Origin of the sequence: Streptomyces sp. NPDC018026 (assembly GCF_044327745.1) — a bacterium.
In the GTDB taxonomy this organism is placed as follows: Bacteria; Actinomycetota; Actinomycetes; order Streptomycetales; family Streptomycetaceae; genus Streptomyces; species Streptomyces rubrogriseus.
In genome coordinates, this window is record NZ_JBIRFY010000004.1 from 33,933 (window position 1) to 50,635 (window position 16,703).

Annotated in this window: 16 protein-coding genes and 1 riboswitch; of the genes, 12 read left to right on the plus strand and 4 right to left on the minus strand. The window is 72.3% G+C overall.

Translation table 11 applies throughout. The annotated features are described in order from the left end of the window. Nucleotides 1-94: 94 nt before the first annotated feature. Both nagA and ACH4D3_RS14130 read right to left on the minus strand, forming a co-directional pair. Nucleotides 95-1,240 (minus strand): N-acetylglucosamine-6-phosphate deacetylase, encoded by a 1,146-nt coding sequence (nagA, locus tag ACH4D3_RS14125; protein ID WP_398321228.1) that lies wholly within the window; start codon nt 1,238-1,240, stop codon nt 95-97. Continuing rightward, nucleotides 1,240-2,277, minus strand: coding sequence for an ROK family protein (locus ACH4D3_RS14130; protein ID WP_398321231.1), 1,038 nt, complete (start codon nt 2,275-2,277; stop codon nt 1,240-1,242). Before ACH4D3_RS14130 ends, nagA begins: the two co-directional genes overlap by 1 nt. A 129-nt stretch (nt 2,278-2,406) precedes the next feature. On the opposite strand from ACH4D3_RS14130, the gene ACH4D3_RS14135 reads away from it, so the two are divergent. The 4 genes from ACH4D3_RS14135 to ACH4D3_RS14150 all read left to right on the plus strand — a co-directional run bounded on the left by ACH4D3_RS14135 (nt 2,407) and on the right by ACH4D3_RS14150 (nt 5,790). Beyond that, nucleotides 2,407-3,651, plus strand: a complete 1,245-nt coding sequence (locus tag ACH4D3_RS14135; protein WP_398321234.1) for an extracellular solute-binding protein — start codon at nt 2,407-2,409, stop codon at nt 3,649-3,651. A gap of 36 nt (nt 3,652-3,687) precedes the next feature. Further along, nucleotides 3,688-3,921 carry a DUF3263 domain-containing protein gene (locus tag ACH4D3_RS14140; protein ID WP_398321237.1) on the plus strand — a complete coding sequence of 78 codons (234 nt, stop codon included), beginning with the start codon at nt 3,688-3,690 and terminating at the stop codon, nt 3,919-3,921. Nucleotides 3,922-4,301: 380 nt separating this feature from the next. After that, nucleotides 4,302-5,174: a trehalose-phosphatase gene (gene otsB, locus ACH4D3_RS14145; protein ID WP_398321240.1), complete on the plus strand. Its 873-nt coding sequence runs from the start codon at nt 4,302-4,304 to the stop codon at nt 5,172-5,174. A gap of 139 nt (nt 5,175-5,313) precedes the next feature. Continuing rightward, nucleotides 5,314-5,790, plus strand: coding sequence for a hypothetical protein (locus ACH4D3_RS14150; protein WP_398321243.1), 477 nt, complete (start codon nt 5,314-5,316; stop codon nt 5,788-5,790). Nucleotides 5,791-5,796: 6 nt separating this feature from the next. Here the strand turns inward: ACH4D3_RS14150 and ACH4D3_RS14155 are convergent, their stop codons facing one another. Further along, entirely contained in the window at nt 5,797-7,185 is a 1,389-nt protein-coding gene (locus ACH4D3_RS14155; RefSeq protein WP_398321246.1) for a trehalose-6-phosphate synthase, read from the minus strand. Between the two features lie 146 nt (nt 7,186-7,331). Here ACH4D3_RS14155 and ACH4D3_RS14160 point away from each other — a divergent pair, with 146 nt between their 5' ends. Then, complete coding sequence (locus ACH4D3_RS14160) at nt 7,332-8,051, plus strand: hypothetical protein (protein ID WP_398321249.1); 720 nt, start codon at nt 7,332-7,334, stop codon at nt 8,049-8,051. A gap of 8 nt (nt 8,052-8,059) precedes the next feature. On the opposite strand, the gene ACH4D3_RS14165 is transcribed toward ACH4D3_RS14160, so the two are convergent. Then, on the minus strand, nt 8,060-9,004 hold the full coding sequence (locus ACH4D3_RS14165) for a glucosyl-3-phosphoglycerate synthase (RefSeq protein WP_398321252.1): 945 nt from the start codon (nt 9,002-9,004) through the stop codon (nt 8,060-8,062). 152 nt (nt 9,005-9,156) lie between these two features. After that, a riboswitch (SAM riboswitch) is annotated at nt 9,157-9,304 on the plus strand. A 17-nt stretch (nt 9,305-9,321) separates the two neighbouring features. Here ACH4D3_RS14165 and thrC point away from each other — a divergent pair. The 7 genes from thrC (at nt 9,322) to ACH4D3_RS14200 (ending at nt 16,676) form a co-directional block, all read left to right on the plus strand. Further along, complete coding sequence (thrC, locus tag ACH4D3_RS14170; protein WP_398321255.1) at nt 9,322-10,614, plus strand: threonine synthase; 1,293 nt, start codon at nt 9,322-9,324, stop codon at nt 10,612-10,614. Beyond that, entirely contained in the window at nt 10,611-10,886 is a 276-nt protein-coding gene (locus ACH4D3_RS14175) for a MoaD/ThiS family protein (protein ID WP_003974680.1), read from the plus strand. The genes thrC and ACH4D3_RS14175 overlap by 4 nt, the downstream gene beginning before the upstream one ends. Before the next feature lie 407 nt (nt 10,887-11,293). Continuing rightward, the gene (locus tag ACH4D3_RS14180) at nt 11,294-11,497 is read left to right on the plus strand and encodes a cold-shock protein (RefSeq protein ID WP_004929928.1); all 204 of its coding nucleotides are present in this window, start codon (nt 11,294-11,296) and stop codon (nt 11,495-11,497) included. A gap of 303 nt (nt 11,498-11,800) precedes the next feature. After that, on the plus strand, nt 11,801-13,426 hold the full coding sequence (gene groL, locus ACH4D3_RS14185) for a chaperonin GroEL (RefSeq protein WP_030399380.1): 1,626 nt from the start codon (nt 11,801-11,803) through the stop codon (nt 13,424-13,426). Between the two features lie 206 nt (nt 13,427-13,632). Beyond that, nucleotides 13,633-14,763 carry an NADH:flavin oxidoreductase gene (locus tag ACH4D3_RS14190; protein WP_398321259.1) on the plus strand — a complete coding sequence of 377 codons (1,131 nt, stop codon included), beginning with the start codon at nt 13,633-13,635 and terminating at the stop codon, nt 14,761-14,763. Nucleotides 14,764-14,796: 33 nt separating this feature from the next. Next, a complete protein-coding gene (locus ACH4D3_RS14195; protein WP_398321262.1) occupies nt 14,797-16,338 on the plus strand; it encodes a carboxylesterase/lipase family protein in 1,542 nt (513 codons plus the stop codon). Next, on the plus strand, nt 16,335-16,676 hold the full coding sequence (locus tag ACH4D3_RS14200) for a hypothetical protein (RefSeq protein ID WP_398321265.1): 342 nt from the start codon (nt 16,335-16,337) through the stop codon (nt 16,674-16,676). The genes ACH4D3_RS14195 and ACH4D3_RS14200 overlap by 4 nt, the downstream gene beginning before the upstream one ends. The last annotated feature ends 27 nt before the right edge of the window (nt 16,677-16,703 follow it).

Sequence of the window (16,703 nt, forward strand, 5' to 3'; positions counted from 1 at the left end):
GGGTGTGCCCGCGGAGCCGTGCTCCACGACACGATCATGCCAAACGGGAGGCGGTCGGCCCAGCCCCCGGACCCGGAGCGGGCTCGGGGACGGATCAGCCCAGTCGGGGATCGACCACCCATTCGCCCCGGCGCATCACGCCCACCAGGTCGAACGCGTCGTTCAGGACGACCAGGTCGGCGTCCTTGCCGGGCTCCAGCGAGCCGATCCTGTCGTCCAGGCCGAGGAGCCGCGCCGGGTTGGCGGAGATCGCGGCGACGACGTCCCCGACGGGCAGCCGGTCCACCGTCACCGCCCGCTTGAAGGCGCGGTCCAGGGTGAGCGTGGAGCCCGCGATCGAGCCGCCCTCCACCAGCCGGGCCACGCCGTCCGCGACCTCGACCTCCAGCGGGCCGAGCCGATAGCGGCCGTCGCCGAAGCCGGCCGCGTCCATCGCGTCGGTGATGAAGGCGACCCGGGCCGCGCCCGCGTGGTGGAAGGCCAGCTGGAGCGCGGCCGGATGCAGGTGCGTGCCGTCGTTGATCAGCTCGACGGTGATCCGCTCGTCCTCCAGGAGCGCCGTGATCGGACCCGGGGCGCGGTGACCGACCGGGGGCATCGCGTTGAAGAGGTGCGTGGCGACGGTGGCGCCCGCGTCGATGGCCTGCACGGTCTGCTCGTACGTCGCGTCGGTGTGCCCGACGGCCGCGATCACGCCGTGCTCGACCAGCAGCCGTACGGAGTCCAGGCCGCCCGGCAGCTCGGTCGCCAGCGTCATCATCTTCGCGTGCCCGTGCGCCGCGTCGACCAGCTTGCGCACCTCGGCCGGGTCCGGGTCGCGCAGCAACTGCTCGTCGTGCGCGCCCTTGCGGCACGGCGAGATGAACGGCCCCTCGAAGTGGATGCCAACGATGTCGCCCTGCTGCGCCAGCTCGGCGAGCATCCCGGCGTGCCGGGCGAGGAAGTCCAGATCACCGGTGACGGCGGAGGCGACCACCGTGGTGGTGCCGTGCCGGCGATGGGTCTCGACGCCCTTGAGGACCTCCTCGGCGGTGCCGCCGGCGAAGGAGGCCCCGCCGCCGCCGTGGTTGTGGATGTCGACGAAGCCGGGGACCACCCAGTGGCCCGACACGTCGACGGTCTCGGCCTGCGGGGGAGCCGTGTCCGCGATCCGCGCGCCGTCGACGATCACGCGGCCGTCGTTCACGGTCCCGGTGGGCAGTACCACCCGGGCACCGGCGAGAACCTTGCTTGGGGCCATCAGGTGGTTACCTCCGGGGGAGTCGCGGCCGTGGCGGCCGTGGAAGCTGTGGAAGCCGGACCGGTCGGATCAGTCGGACCGGTCGGAGCAGACGGAGCAGGCGGAGCAGGCGGGGCAGTGGTGTCGAGCAGGTCCCAGGCCATCAGCCCGGCACCCAGGCAACCGGCGGTGTCCCCGAGCGCGGCGGGGACGATCTCCGGCAGTTTCTGGAAGGTGACGCGCCGCCGGACGGCGTCCCGCAGCGGTGTGAACAAGGTTTCCCCCGCCTCGGCTAGGCCGCCACCGATGATCAGGACACGTGGGTCCAGCAGGGTGAGCGCGGTGACCAGCCCGTCGGCGAGCGCGTCCACGGCGTCCTGCCACACGGCGAGCGCGCGGGCGTCCCCCGACTCGACGGCCTTGGCGCAGTCGGCCGCGTCCGCCCCGGGGTCGCCGCAGGCCTGGGCCCACGCCTGGCTGACCGCCGACGCGGAGGCGAACCGCTCCAGGCAGCCGCGCTGACCGCACGGACAGGCGATGCCGCCGGGGCGCACGACGACGTGGCCGATCTCGCCCGCGAAGCCGTGGGCGCCCGCCTCGACCCGGCCGTCGATGCCGATGGCGCCCGCGATCCCGGTGCCCAGCGGCACGAACAGGAAGCGGTCGGCGCCCCGGCCGGCCCCGATCCGGCCCTCGGCGAGCCCGCCGGTGCGCACGTCGTGCCCGAGGGCGACCGGAATGCCGCCGAGCCGCTCGCCGAGCAGCGTCCGCAGCGGCACGTCGCGCCAGCCGAGGTTGGCCGCGTACACGGCGACGCCGCGCTCGGCGTCGACGATGCCGGGGACGGCGACACCGGCGGCGCGGGCCGGCTCGCCGAACCGGTCCGCGCCGTAGGCGCGCAGCTCGGCGGCGAAGTCCAGGATGCCCGCGACGACCGCCTCGGGTCCCCGTTCGCGGCCGGTGGCCCGGCGCGCCTGGTGCAGCAGCTCGCCCCCAGGCCCCGCCAGGGCGGCCTTCATCCCGGTGCCGCCCACATCGAGGGCGATGACATGTCTCACGGGGACAGTGTGGCCCGTGCACCCGGGAGAGGTCTAGTCCACTGCGGTGGTGTAGACCTTAATTCGGTAAGCGAACGCGCGAACGAGCAGTCAGGGTTGGGGAACAGGGTGCAGCGGCGTAGGACAGGAATGATCGCGGTGGTGTCCGCGCTGGGCATGACGGCGGTCCTCGGCGGCTGCGGTCTCACCGGCGACTCCGACGGGGTGACCCTGAAGCTCGTCGCCGCCGACTACGGCGACAGCAAGGACAACAGCTCCCAGAAGTACTGGGACGAGCTGGCCAAGTCCTACGAGGCCAAGAACCCCGACGTGCGGGTCGACGTCAGCGTCTACTCCTGGAACGACGTCGACCGCAAGGTCCGCGAGATGGTCGAGGCGGGCGAGGCGCCCGACATGGCGCAGATCGGCGCCTACTCCGACTACGCGGACAAGGACCTGCTCTACCGGGCCGACGACGTGCTCTCCATTCCGGTCCAGGCCGACTTCGTCTCCCAGCTGGCCGCCGCGGGGCAGGTCAACGGCGTGCAGTACGGCCTGCCGTTCGCCGCCTCGACCCGCGTGCTCTTCTACAACAAGACCCTCTTCGACAAGGCCGGGGTCCAGCCGCCCAAGTCCTGGGACGACCTCGCCGAGGCCGCCGAGGCGCTCAAGGACAAGGGCGTGAAGTACCCCTACGCCCTGCCGCTGGGCGCCGAGGAGGCGCAGGCCGAGACGATGCAGTGGATGCTCAGCGGCGAGGGCGGCTACACCGACGACGTCGGCACCTACTCCGTCGACTCCCCGCAGAACGTCACCACCTTCACCTGGCTGCGGGACGAACTGGTCGGCAAGGGCCTCACCGGCCCCGTCGCCCCCGGCAAGCTCAACCGCGCCGACGCCTTCGCGGCGTTCGCGGCCGGCGACGTGGGCATGCTCAACGGGCACCCCTCGCTGATGAAGATGGCGTCCGACAAGGGCGTGAAGTACGGCATGGTCACCACCCCCGGCATCGACGGCGAGAGCAAGAGCACCCTCGGGGTCTCCGACTGGATGACGGCCTTCAAGAAGAACGGCCACCAGGACGAGATCGGCGACTTCCTCGACTTCGTCTACAGCGAGGAGAACGTCCTCGACTTCTCCCGCGAGTACGACCTGCTGCCGGTGACCACCTCCGCCTCCCAGACCATGAGCGCCGCGGCGGAGGACGAGAACCTCAAGCCGTTCCTGGACGAGCTGCTGCTCTCCGAGCTGTACCCGGTCGGCAAGACCTCCTGGGCCTCGGTCAGCGCGGACGTCAAGAAGCGCATCGGCCAGGCGGTCGCCCCGGGCGCCAGCCCCAAGGAGGTCCTCGGCCAGATCCAGGCGACGGCGATGAAGGCGGGCAGCGCGGAGTAGCGGCCGCTGTCGGCGGCGGGCGCTACGGTGCCGTACATGGACCCGGGAGAGCTGGCCGAGCGGGAGCGGAGCATCCTCGCGCTGGAACGCCGGGGCTTCACCGGCCCCGGCGCCAAGGAGCGCGCCATCCGGGAGGAGCTGGGCCTGGCCCCCGTCCGCTACTACCAGCTCCTCAACGCCCTCCTCGACGACCCCCGCGCCCTGGCGACCGACCCGGTGACGGTCAACCGCCTGCGCCGCATACGGGAATCCCGCCGCACGGACCGCTGAGTCCCACCCCGCCGGGTGGGACTCGGCGCGGGTCCGCGTCGAGTGCCGTGGTGCGGGGGCGGCCCGCACCATCCGGTCACCGTGCGAGCCGGGACACCGCCCCGGCCCGTGTGGGTCACCGGGACCGCCCGCCAGGGCCGGGCCGCCGCTCCGGCCGGTTGCCGCGCCGGACGAGCCGCCGCGCCGGACGAGGCGCCGTGCCGGTTTCCCCGAGACGCCGGTGATGGGCGGGACGCCGGGCCGGGCGGGGCGGGGCTGCGTTCCGGAAGAGGCCGCCCCGGGACCATGGGTCCGGCCGCGCCGGCACGCCGGGAGCCGGCCCTCGTGACGCGGCTCGCGCGCGACGCGTGGGCCCGGCCTCGGGGGGATAGGTTCGCGGTATGGGCAGCCACCAGGACTCCACCCGAGACGACTCCCCACCGCCCCTGCCGACGCCCGCGACGGCGGCCGGACGCGAAGGGCTCGACGCCCTCCTCGCCGACCCCGGCCGCGCGGTGGTCGCGCTCGACTTCGACGGCACGCTCGCCCCGATCGTGCCCGACCCCGACCGGGCCCGCGCCCACCCGGAGGCCGTACCGGCGCTCGCGGCCCTGGCCCCGAAGGTCGCCTCGGTCGCGGTGATCACCGGGCGCCCCGCCGAGGTCGCCGTCCACCACGGCGGCTTCGCGGACGTCCCCGGCCTCGACCACCTCGTCGTCCTCGGCCACTACGGCGCCGAGCGCTGGGACGCCGCCACCGGGACCCTGACCACGCCGGAACCGCACCCCGGCGTCGCCGCCGTGCGCGCCGGGCTGCCGGGGCTGCTGGAGCGGTCCGGGGCCGCGGCGCAGGGCACCTGGACGGAGGACAAGGGCCACGCGGTCGCCGTCCACACCCGCCGCGCCCCCGACCCGCAGGCCGCCTTCGACGCCCTGCGCGCCCCGCTCACCGGCCTGGCCGCCCGGCACGGCCTGATCGTCGAGCCGGGCCGCATGGTCCTGGAACTGCGCCCACCCGGCATGGACAAGGGCGCGGCGCTGCGGTCGCACGTCCGCTCCCTCGACGCCGGCTGCGTCCTCTTCGCCGGTGACGACCTCGGCGACCTCCCGGCCTACGCGGCCGTCGACACCCTCCGCACCGAGGGCACCCCGGGCCTCCTGGTCTGCAGCGGCAGCGACGAGGTGACGGAACTGAGGCAGCGCGCGGACGTCGAGGTGCCCGGCCCCGCCGGAGTGGTGGCCCTGCTGGCGGCCCTCGCGCGGCGGCTGGCCTGAGACAACGTCACGGACGGTTCCCCCGCCTGTCACAGGCGTGTCCGGACGCCGGGGGCGGGGCAACCCGGGCCGCCGCCTTCGCTGTCTTGCCCGCCGTAAGGCCTGCTCAGTGAGGCCCACGACCGTGGAGGAACCCGCCATGTCCGCTCGGAAGACCCCGATGCTCGCCCTCGCCGCCGTGGCCCTCGGCCTGGCGCTGACCGCCTGCGGCAACAGCGGCGACGGCGGCAACGGCGACGTCAACGTCGACGCCGCCCCCACCGCGACCGCGCCGAGCACCGCACAGTCCCCCGCCGCGGACGCCGGGACCGACACCGGCGGCGCGTCCTCGCAGCCCCCGGCGGCCTCGAAGCCGGACCGGGAGGCGGGCGAGAAGTGCACGGACCAGCGGGACTACGCCGGTGACCCGCGGTCGAACGCCGAGATCAACTCCATCGGCGCGGACACCGGCACCTGCCCCGAGCCGCAGTCGGGCAACGCCCCCTCCGGCACCCCCAAGGAGGACGGGGTCAAGTGCACGGACCAGGTGAACTACGCCGGTGACCCGCGGCCGAACGCCGAGATCAACTCCATCGGCGAGGAGACCGGCACCTGTCCGCCGGTGCAGGACAAGTAGCCCGCCTCAGCCCCGCAGCGCCTCCAGCTGCGCCAGGAACCACCGGGCCGGGGGCAACGCGGTACCGGCGGCCGCCAGCCGCTTCGAGCGCTCGGCCCGGTCCTCCACCGACAGGCCGAGCGCCGCGTGCAGCGCGTCCGCCGTGCCCACCACGTCGTACGGGTTGACCACCACCGCGTCCTCGCCCAGCTCCTCGTACGCGCCCGCCTCCCGCGACAGCACCAGCGCGCACCCCGCGTCGGAGACGACCGGCACCTCCTTCGCGACCAGGTTCATCCCGTCCCGGACGGGGTTGACGAGCGCCACGTCCGCCAGCCGGTACGCGGCCAGCGACCGCGCGAAGTCGTCCTCCAGATTCAGCAGGACCGGCGTCCACCCCGGCGTGCCGAACTCCTCGTTGACCGCCTCCGCGACCCGCCGCACCTCGGCCGTGTACTCCCGGTACACGGCGAGATCCTGCCGCGAGGGGTAGGCGAACGCGACGTGCACGACCCGCTCGCGCCACTCGGGCCGCCCGGCCAGCAGCTCCCGGTAGGCCAGCAGGCCCCGCACGATGTTCTTGGACAGCTCGGTGCGGTCCACCCGCACGATCGTGCGGCGGCCCTGGCCGATCTGCTCCCGCAGCTCCGCCATCCGCTCCTCGACGTCGGCCTCGTGCGACCGCTTGCGCAGGAAGTCGCCGTCGGCGCCCAGCCCGTGCACGCCGATCTCCGTGCCGCCGAGCCCGCCCACCACGGCGTCGCAGCAGGCGGTGAACGCGTCGGCCCAGCGCCGGGTCAGGAACCCGAGCCGGTCGGCGCCCAGCATCCCGCGCAGCACCTGCTCGGCGATGTCGTCCGGCAGCAGCCGGAAGTAGTCCACCGGGGCCCAGGGCGTGTGCGAGAAGTGGCCGATGCGCAGATCCGGACGCAGCTCGCGCAGCATCCCCGGCACCAGCGTCAGGTGGTAGTCCTGCACGATCGCGACCGCGCCCTCGGCGGCCTCCTCGGCCAGCGCCTCGGCGAAGGCCCGGTTGTACGCCTCGTAGGAGGCCCACTGCCGCCGGAACTCCGCGTTGAAGACCGGCTCCAGGGGCGTCTGGTAGAGCATGTGGTGCACGAACCACAGCACCGAGTTGGCGATCCCGTTGTACGCGTCCGCGTGCACGCCGGCCGGCACGTCCAGCATCCGTACGCCGTCCTCGCCGACCCCGCGCCGCACCGCCTCGCGGTCCCCGTCGGACAGCGCCGAACACACCCACAGCGCCCCGGCGTCGGGACCGATGGCCGACAGCCCCGACACGAGCCCGCCACCGCCCCGCTTGGCGTGCAGCGACCCGTCCTCCCGCACCTCGTACGAGACCGGCCCCCGGTTGGAGGCGACCAGCACCTGAGCAGCACCGAAGCTTGAAGCCATACGCCTCAACCTAGCCCGGCCCCTCCCACCTCAAACGTTTCCCGGTGTCACCTCGGCGGCGATTCGGTCACGCGTCTTGTGTGGAAACTGTGAACAGGTCGAGGATGTGCGGTGCGCATTTCAACTTCTTGGGGGGCGGGCGAACCATGCCCATACGCACACGTAGGCGACACCCGCGCGGGGGCGGACTCACCGGCACGGCGGCCCTGATCGCGGCCTGCGCGCTGGCCCTGGCGGGCTGCGGCGACGGCGGCGACGCGAGCACGAAGGCGGACGGGACACCCGCGGCGGCCACCGCGACCGCCGCCGCCACGCCGAGCAGCAGCCCCACCCCCGAGGCGTCCCCCACTACCGAGGCGTCCCCCACTACCGAGGCACCGCCGCCCACCCCGACCGCCGTCACGCTGTCGGACTTCACCGGCCGCACCATGGGGGCGGCCGTCCTCGCCGCCAAGAAGGCGCACGTCGACTACACCGTGCTCCTCCAAGGGACCGGGCGACAGGCCTCCTCCTGGGGCCTCGACGAGAAGGTCTGCGAGCAGAGCGGCGGCTCCGGCACCGTGACCTTCACCGTCCCCCGCGACGGCCGAGACTGCGCCGGGCGCCTGCTGCACACGCCGAAGCCGGTCCCGAAGCCGTCGAAGACCCGGGCCGACGGCACCGGTGGCACGAGCGGGGGCGGCGGAACAGGCGGCGGCACCGGCGCCTGCGAGCTGATGAGTCCGGCCGGCAACTGCTACGCCGACGGCCAGTTCTGCGCCAAGAAGCACCGGGGCCTGAGCACCCACGGCCGCGGCGGCGAGTACCTGACCTGCGAGCCGGACTCCGACGGCAGGTGGCGCTGGTCGGACGGCGTCTCCGGCTGAGCCCCGGGTCAGGCCACCTTCCGGGCCGCGTACTCCGCGATCTCCGTCATCGGGGGCCGTTCCTCGGTGTCCACGGCGTAGGTGCGCGGCTCGAAGCCGTCGACGCCGCGCTCGAACTGGGTGAGGGCCGGGCGCACCAGGTGGCCGCGGGCCAGCCGGAGCTGGGCGGTGCGGTAGATCGCCGCGGCCATCCGGCCCAGCGCCCGCCCGTCCTGGTGGCGGTGGACGCGGACCCCGACGTCGACCTGCGCGAGCGCGTCCAGGCCCACCAGGTGCAGGGCGTCGACCAGCATGCCCAGTTCGACGCCGTAGCCGACCGGGAAGGGGAGCCGTTCCAGCAGGGAGCGGCGGGCCGCGTACTCGCCGCCCAGCGGCTGGACGAAGCCGGCCAGCTGCGGCCAGTGCATGTTGAGCAGCGGGCGGGCCATCAGCTCCGTGACCCGGCCGCCCTGCCCGGCCGCCCCGGCCAGCGGGCGGTCGTACATGGCCTTGACGAGGTGCACGTCCGGATCGGTGAGCAGCGGGCCCACGATCCCGGAGACGAAGTCGGCGGAGAACTCGCGCAGGTCGGCGTCGACGAAGCAGACGATGTCCCCGCCGGTGACCAGCAGCGAACGCCACAGCACCTCGCCCTTGCCGGGCACGGCGGGGATGCGGGGGAGGATCGCGTCCCGGTGCACGACGCGCGCGCCGGCCGCCGCGGCCACCTCCGCGGTGCGGTCGCTCGACCCGGAGTCCACGACCACGATCTCGTCGACGAGCGGGTGGCGGAGCACCAGCTCGCGCCGGATCGCCGCGACGATGTCGCCGACCGTCGCCTCCTCGTCCAGGGCGGGGAGCACCACGCTCACCGACTGCCCGGTGGCGTGCTTGGCGGACAGAAGGTGCTGGACCGGCCGGTCCGCGGCCGACCAGGAGCGTGCGTTCAGCCAGCGCTCGACTTCTTCCAGCACGTCCCGTGGTCTCCTTCGTGATCCATTGTGATGCATCTCGCGGTACGGACGACTATCTCAACCGTCCTGGCCTTCGGTTACAGTCTTGAACAACGCGTGGGACCACCGCATGCCGGGGTCGCCGCGTGCACCACCGCGAAACAACTTCATACCGCTCATCCAGAGGGGCAGAGGGATACGGCCCGATGAAGCCCCGGCAACCCTCCAGTCGGTTCTTGTCACACGGACGTGGCGAGGCTCCCGGCTAGGGAAGGTGCCAAATCCGTCTCACGGCGAGATGCGTCGTGAGGAAGATGAGGAGAAAGGGCCTCGCCTCCATGGCTGTGCAGACTGCCGAAACCGCCACGAACCCCGCCGACCCCGCCGTCGACCTCGGCCCCGCCGCCGCGCTGAGCTGCCGGGAATGCGGCCACCGGGTTCCGCTCGGACCGGTCTTCGCCTGCGAAGAGTGTTTCGGCCCCCTCGAGATCGCCTACGACTTCTCGGACTACGACACCGAGGAACTGCGGGGGCGCATCGAAGCGGGCCCGGCGAACATCTGGCGCTACGCCCCCCTGCTGCCCGTCCCGGCCGACGTGGCGACCAAGCCGAACATCAATCCCGGCTGGACCAAGCTCGTCAAGGCCGACAACCTCGCCCGCGAACTGGGCGTCACCGGTGGGCTGTACGTCAAGGACGACTCCGGCAACCCCACGCACTCCTTCAAGGACCGCGTCGTCGCCCAGGCCATCGAGGCCGCCCGCGCTTTCGGCTTCACCACCCTGTCCTGCTCCTCCACCGGCAACCTCGCCGGTGCCGTCGGCGCCGCCGCCGCCCGGGCCGGCTTCCGCTCCTGCGTGTTCATCCCGCACGACCTGGAGCAGGGCAAGGTCGTCATGGCCGCGGTCTACGGCGGCGAGCTGGTCGGCATCGAGGGCAACTACGACGACGTGAACCGCTTCTGCTCCGAGCTGATCGGCGACCCGGCCGGCGAGGGCTGGGGCTTCGTCAACGTCAACCTGCGCCCCTACTACGCGGAGGGTTCCAAGACCCTCGCCTACGAGATCTGCGAGCAGCTCGGCTGGAGGCTGCCCGACCAGATCGTCGTGCCGATCGCCTCCGGCTCCCAGCTGACGAAGATCGACAAGGGGCTCAAGGAGCTGATCGAGCTCGGTCTGGTCGAGGACCGGCCGTACAGGATCTTCGGCGCGCAGGCCGAGGGCTGCTCGCCGGTCTCCACGGCGTACAAGGCCGGGCACGACGTGGTCCGCCCGCAGAAGCCCAACACCATCGCCAAGTCGCTGGCCATCGGCAACCCGGCCGACGGCCCCTACGTCCTCGACATCGCCCGCCGCACCGGCGGTGCCGTGGAGGACGTGACCGACGAGCAGGTCGTGGACGCGATCAAGCTGCTCGCCCGCACGGAGGGCATCTTCGCGGAGACGGCGGGCGGCGTGACGGTCGGCGTCACGAAGAAGCTGATCGACAACGGCGTCCTCGACCCGTCGCTCACCACCGTCGTCCTGAACACCGGCGACGGCCTGAAGACCCTCGACGCGGTGGCCGGCACCGGCCTGACCGCCACCATCCGCCCGAACCTGGACTCCTTCCGAGAGGCTGGCCTCGCATGAGCGTGACCGTTCGCATCCCGACCATCCTGCGCACCTACACCGGCGGAAAGGCCGAGGTCAGCGCCGACGGTGCCAACCTCGGAGAGGTCATCTCCGACCTGGAGAAGAACCACACCGGCATCGCCGCCCGCGTCCTGGACGACCAGGGCAAGCTGCGCCGCTTCGTCAACGTCTACGTCAACGACGACGACGTCCGCTTCGAGCAGGGCCTTCAGACGGCCACCCCGGACGGCGCGGGCGTCTCGATCATCCCGGCGGTCGCCGGCGGCTGATACGTGTCGTAGCGTTGATTGCCCTCTCCGTAAGAGAAACGGAGGGGGCAATTCCATGTGGTTGAGCGCGGTAGAGTTGGGGAACGCGCTCCCGATCGGCACAACGGGAACCGTCAATTCCTGCCGCCCGCCCGACAAGAAGTAGCCAAAGTGCGAGCGTATTCTGCGGCTTTTGTTCCCTTTGCGTGACCCGACTTGACCCGAATTCAGGCGAATTCTCGCTACATTCCGGACCGGGTGCGTCCAGATTTCTCGTCCGATTGACCTGTTGCAGACGGCAGTTGGACAGATACATTCAGCCGCGGTCGACGCGTTCCGGCGCACGCCCCCAGTCGTGAGGGGGCGAGGTCTGACCCGGATCCGCGAAGTGCGGATCTGTGCAAGGGCCAGTAATAGGGGAGTTAGGCATGGCTCAGGGCACCGTCAAGTGGTTCAACGCGGAGAAGGGGTACGGCTTCATCGCGGTCGACGGTGGTGCGGATGTATTCGTCCACTACAGCGCGATTCAGATGGACGGCTACCGCACCCTCGAAGAAGGCCAGCGGGTCGAGTTCGAGATCTCGCAGGGTCAGAAGGGCCCGCAGGCCGACATGGTTCGCCTCAGCGCCTGAGACGCGCGGCCGCCGCAGCACCCGGTCTTCATCCGAAGGGCCCGTACCCGCTGGGTACGGGCCCTTCGGCCTGTTCGCGGGTGGCTGACGGGGCGGCCCGATCCCCGAGAGGCGCTTGCACTCGACCATGCCGAGTGCTAATCATTGGCGTTAGCACTCTGAAGGTGAGAGTGACAACGAAGGACCGGGTCGGTGAGGCCCGCAGGCCGGGTGGGGAAGGAACCACAAGGCCGGCGAGCCGTCCGTCGCGGGCGCGGGCGCGGTCCGAAGGAATCACCCCCAGTCCTGGAGGGACCACTTCACATGGCCAAGATCATCGCGTTCGACGAGGAGGCGCGGCGCGGCCTCGAGCGCGGCATGAACCAGCTCGCGGACGCCGTCAAGGTGACGCTCGGCCCCAAGGGCCGCAACGTCGTCCTCGAGAAGAAGTGGGGCGCCCCCACGATCACCAACGATGGTGTCTCCATCGCCAAGGAGATCGAGCTCGAGGACCCGTACGAGAAGATCGGCGCCGAGCTGGTCAAGGAAGTCGCCAAGAAGACGGACGACGTCGCCGGTGACGGTACGACCACCGCGACCGTCCTCGCCCAGGCCCTGGTCAAGGAAGGCCTGCGCAACGTCGCGGCCGGCGCCAACCCGATGGCCCTCAAGCGCGGTATCGAGAAGGCCGTCGAGGCCGTCTCCGCCGCCCTGCTGGAGCAGGCCAAGGACGTCGAGACCAAGGAGCAGATCGCCTCCACGGCCTCCATCTCCGCCGCCGACACCCAGATCGGCGAGCTCATCGCCGAGGCCATGGACAAGGTCGGCAAGGAAGGCGTCATCACCGTCGAGGAGTCCCAGACCTTCGGTCTGGAGCTGGAGCTCACCGAGGGTATGCGCTTCGACAAGGGCTACATCTCGGCGTACTTCGCCACCGACATGGAGCGTATGGAGGCGTCGCTCGACGACCCGTACATCCTGATCGCCAACTCCAAGATCGGCAACGTCAAGGACCTGCTGCCGCTCCTGGAGAAGGTCATGCAGTCGGGCAAGCCGCTGCTGATCATCGCCGAGGACGTCGAGGGCGAGGCCCTGTCGACCCTGGTCGTCAACAAGATCCGCGGCACCTTCAAGTCCGTCGCCGTCAAGGCCCCGGGCTTCGGCGACCGCCGCAAGGCCATGCTCGGCGACATCGCCATCCTCACGGGCGGCGAGGTCATCTCCGAGGAGGTCGGCCTCAAGCTGGAGAACGCCACGCTGGACCTGCTGGGCAGCGCGCGCAAGGTCGTCATCACCAAGGACGAGACCACGATCGTGGACGGCGCCGGCTCGGCCGACCAGGTCCAGGGCCGCGTCAACCAGATCCGTGCCGAGATCGAGAACAGCGACTCGGACTACGACCGCGAGAAGCTCCAGGAGCGCCTGGCGAAGCTGGCCGGCGGCGTGGCCGTCATCAAGGCCGGTGCCGCCACCGAGGTCGAGCTCAAGGAGCGCAAGCACCGCATCGAGGACGCCGTTCGCAACGCGAAGGCGGCCGTCGAGGAGGGCATCGTCGCCGGTGGTGGCGTGGCCCTGCTCCAGGCCTCCCAGGTCTTCGAGAAGCTGGAGCTGTCGGGTGACGAGGCGACCGGCGCCAACGCCGTGAAGCTCGCCCTGGAGGCCCCGCTGAAGCAGATCGCCGTCAACGGCGGTCTCGAGGGCGGCGTCGTCGTGGAGAAGGTCCGCAACCTGACCGTCGGCCACGGCCTGAACGCCGCCTCCGGTGAGTACGTCGACATGATCGCCGAGGGCATCATCGACCCGGCGAAGGTGACCCGTTCCGCGCTGCAGAACGCCGCCTCCATCGCCGCGCTGTTCCTCACCACCGAGGCCGTCATCGCCGACAAGCCCGAGAAGGCCGCTCCGGCGGGCGCCCCGGGCGGCATGCCGGGCGGTGACATGGACTTCTGATCGACCGGTTCCGGTTGATCGACCGTCCAGTACGGACCGAGGGCGGCACTCCCCGACAGGGGGTGCCGCCCTCGGGCGTTTCCGGCTGTGGCCAGTCTCACATCCGGGCGCCGGACGGAATGGCCCGGCGGGGCGGCCCCGTTCCCGTAGGAGTGCGTTGCATGCGCGTGCACATACCAGCCGGTACCCACCTCAGGAGCCCCCACGTGACCGTCACCCCCACCGAGGTCGCCACCCGCGCCGCCCGACTCCTTGCCCGCCCGGCCACGATCAACGGCCTCACCGTGCCCAACCGCATCGCGATGGCGCCGATGACCCGCATGTTCTCCCCGGGCGGCGTCCCCGGCGAGGACGTGGTCTCGTACTACTCCCGCCGCGCCGCCGCCGGAGTCGGACTGATCGTCACCGAGGGCACCTACGTCGGCCACGAGTCGGCCGGGCTGAGCGACCGCGTCCCGCGTTTCCACGGCGAGGAGCAGCTCGCCGGGTGGGCGAAGGTCGCCGAGGCGGTGCACGCGGGCGGCGGCACGATCGTGCCGCAGCTGTGGCACATCGGCATGGTCCGCAAGGCCGGGGACCAGCCCTTCCCGGACGCCCCCGCCGTCGGCCCGTCCGGCCTGCGCATCGGCGAGGACGAGCCCACCGGCACCGCGATGACCCAGCGCGACCTGGACGACGTCATCGGCGCCTTCGCCGAGTCCGCCGCGGCCGCCGAGCGCATCGGCTTCGACGGCGTGGAGATCCACGGTGCCCACGGCTACCTCGTCGACCAGTTCCTGTGGTCCGGCACCAACCGCCGCACCGACGCCTACGGCGGCGACCCCGTGTCCCGGACCAGGTTCGCCGCCGAGATCGTGGCCGCCGTACGGGAGACCGTCTCCCCGGACTTCCCCGTGATCTTCCGCTACTCGCAGTGGAAGCAGGAGGCCTACGACGCCCGTCTCGCCGAGACCCCCCAGGAGCTGGAGGCCGTCCTCGCCCCGCTCGCCTCGGCCGGTGTCGATGCCTTCCACGCCTCCACCCGCCGCTACTGGCTCCCGGAGTTCGAGGACTCGGACCTCAACCTCGCCGGCTGGACCAAGAAGCTCACCGGCAGGACCGCCATCACCGTCGGCTCGGTCGGCCTCGACGGCGACTTCACCAAGGCGTTCCAGGGCGAGGGCGCCCCGGTCGGCAGCCTCGACAACCTCCTCGACCGCATGGAACGCGACGAGTTCGACCTGGTCGCCGTCGGCCGCGCGCTGCTCCACGACCCGCGGTGGGCCGAGAAGGTCCTCACCGGACGCCTCGACGAACTCGCCCCGTACGACGCGGCATCGCTCAAGACCCTCAGCTGAGCGCGGTGCGCACCACGGCGTAGGGTCCGGAGGATGACGATCCCTGAACCTGCCGAGTCAGTGGAACCCGTGGTGCGCACCTCCTCCGGCGCGGTGCGCGGCCGTACCGAGGACGGGCTGACCGTCTTCCGCGGCATCCCCTTCGCCCAGCCCCCGGTGGGGGACGCCCGCTTCGCCGCCCCGCGCCGCCCCCGCCCCTGGGACGGCGTGCGCGACGCCCACGCCTTCGGCCCGCCGCCCCCGCAGGACCTCGGCGTCGCGGGCGCCGCCGGCGGCCCGGCCGCCCCCGAGGGCGACGACTGGCTCACGGTCAACGTCTGGAGCCCCGTGCCCGACCCGGCCGCCCACCGTCCGGTCATGGTCTGGATCCACGGCGGCTCATACAAGATGGGGCACTCGGGCAGCCCCGCCTACGACGCCCGCCGCATAGCCGTCGACGGCGACCTCGTCGTCGTCACCCTCAACTACCGCGTCGGCATGGAGGGATTCGCCCACATCGAGGGCGCCCCCGCCAACCGGGGCCTGCTCGACCAGATCGCGGCGCTGGTCTGGGTGCAGGAGAACATCGCCGCGTTCGGCGGCGACCCCGACCGGGTCACCGTCTTCGGCGAGTCGGCCGGCGCCGGTTCCGTGGCCTCCCTGCTCGCCATGCCCCGCGCGGCCGGACTCTTCCGGCGGGCCGTCGCCCAGAGCGTGCCGGGCACGTTCCTCTCCACCTCCCTCGCCGCCGACATCGGCGCCGCCCTCGCCGCCGAGCTGGGCCTGCGCCCGACCGTCGAAGACCTCTCGGAGGTCACGCCGGACCAGCTCGTCAAGGCGGGCCAGGCCCTCGCCCCGAAGATGCCGGGCAACGTCCCCCGCTGGGGCCGGGCGGCGCCCACGGTCACCCCGTACGCGCCGGTCGTGGACGGGGAGTTCCTGCCGGTCGCGCCCTGGCAGGCGCTGGCCTCCGGTGCGGCCCGGGACATTGAGCTGATGGTGGGTCACAACCGGGACGAGAGCCGCCTGTTCACCGCGCTGGCGGGCAAGCTCGGCGAGATCGGCGAGGACCGCGCGAGCGCCGCCCTGCGCCTGTACGCCCCGGGCGGCGAGGCGGCCTACCGCGCCGCCTTCCCGGACGCGTCGGCCAACGACCTCTACGAACGCGTCCAGACCGACTGGCTGTTCGCGATGCCGTCCCTGCACCTGGCCGAGGCCCACCTCGCGGGCGGCGGCCGGGCCCACGTGTACGAACTCACCTGGCCGGCCCCGGCCTACGGGGGCGCCCTGGGCGCCTGTCACGCCCTGGACATCCCGCTCCTCTTCGGCACCTTCCAGGCGGACCTCGCGCTGCTCCAGTTCGGCGGCGCGGAGCCGTCCGAGGAGGCGCTGGCCCTGTCCGCCCGCTTCCGCTCCTCCTGGACGGCGTTCGCCCGCACCGGCGACCCGGGCTGGCCCGCGTACGACACCCAGCGGCGCTCGGTCCAGGTCCTGGACGCCGAGCCGGCGGTCGTGCCGTACCCGGAAGAGGCCTCCCGGCGCCTGTGGGAGGGCCACGAGTTCGCGCCGCTGCCGCTGCTGGGAACGGGGGAGTGACCGGGCGGGGATACCTGCTGGCCCTGTTCGTCGTGCCGGTGGTCGCCGGCGTGTACCTGCTCTGCGAGCCGGCGCTCCGGAGCAGCACCCCGCAGTGCGACGGCATCATCGAGGAGTACGGGGACGCGGAGCGCTCCGGCCCCATGAAGCCGGGGCAGACGTGCAATCTGTACGACTTCGCCGACGGCCGCTCGGCGGGCACGCGGACGTACGAGCAGCAGAAGAAGGCGCAGGACGAGGAGGCGAGGAGCGACTACCTGACCGGGGGCTGGTGGCTGGTGTACGGCGCGGCGGGCCTGTTCGCCGTCTCCCGCCCGGGCCGCAGCCGCCGCTCCTGAGCCGCGGGTCCGGGCGGCGCGTCAGGC

Excerpts from the sequence above, each read along its gene's own strand:
- nagA (WP_398321228.1), bottom strand. The coding sequence starts at position 1,240 with ATGGCCCCAAGCAAGGTTCTCGCCGGTGCCCGGGTGGTACTGCCCACC.
- ACH4D3_RS14135 (WP_398321234.1), top strand. The coding sequence starts at position 2,407 with ATGATCGCGGTGGTGTCCGCGCTGGGCATGACGGCGGTCCTCGGCGGC.
- ACH4D3_RS14140 (WP_398321237.1), top strand. The coding sequence starts at position 3,688 with ATGGACCCGGGAGAGCTGGCCGAGCGGGAGCGGAGCATCCTCGCGCTG.
- otsB (WP_398321240.1), top strand. The coding sequence starts at position 4,302 with ATGGGCAGCCACCAGGACTCCACCCGAGACGACTCCCCACCGCCCCTG.
- ACH4D3_RS14150 (WP_398321243.1), top strand. The coding sequence starts at position 5,314 with ATGTCCGCTCGGAAGACCCCGATGCTCGCCCTCGCCGCCGTGGCCCTC.
- ACH4D3_RS14155 (WP_398321246.1), bottom strand. The coding sequence starts at position 7,185 with ATGGCTTCAAGCTTCGGTGCTGCTCAGGTGCTGGTCGCCTCCAACCGG.
- ACH4D3_RS14160 (WP_398321249.1), top strand. The coding sequence starts at position 7,332 with ATGCCCATACGCACACGTAGGCGACACCCGCGCGGGGGCGGACTCACC.
- thrC (WP_398321255.1), top strand. The coding sequence starts at position 9,322 with ATGGCTGTGCAGACTGCCGAAACCGCCACGAACCCCGCCGACCCCGCC.
- ACH4D3_RS14175 (WP_003974680.1), top strand. The coding sequence starts at position 10,611 with ATGAGCGTGACCGTTCGCATCCCGACCATCCTGCGCACCTACACCGGC.
- ACH4D3_RS14180 (WP_004929928.1), top strand. The coding sequence starts at position 11,294 with ATGGCTCAGGGCACCGTCAAGTGGTTCAACGCGGAGAAGGGGTACGGC.
- groL (WP_030399380.1), top strand. The coding sequence starts at position 11,801 with ATGGCCAAGATCATCGCGTTCGACGAGGAGGCGCGGCGCGGCCTCGAG.
- ACH4D3_RS14195 (WP_398321262.1), top strand. The coding sequence starts at position 14,797 with ATGACGATCCCTGAACCTGCCGAGTCAGTGGAACCCGTGGTGCGCACC.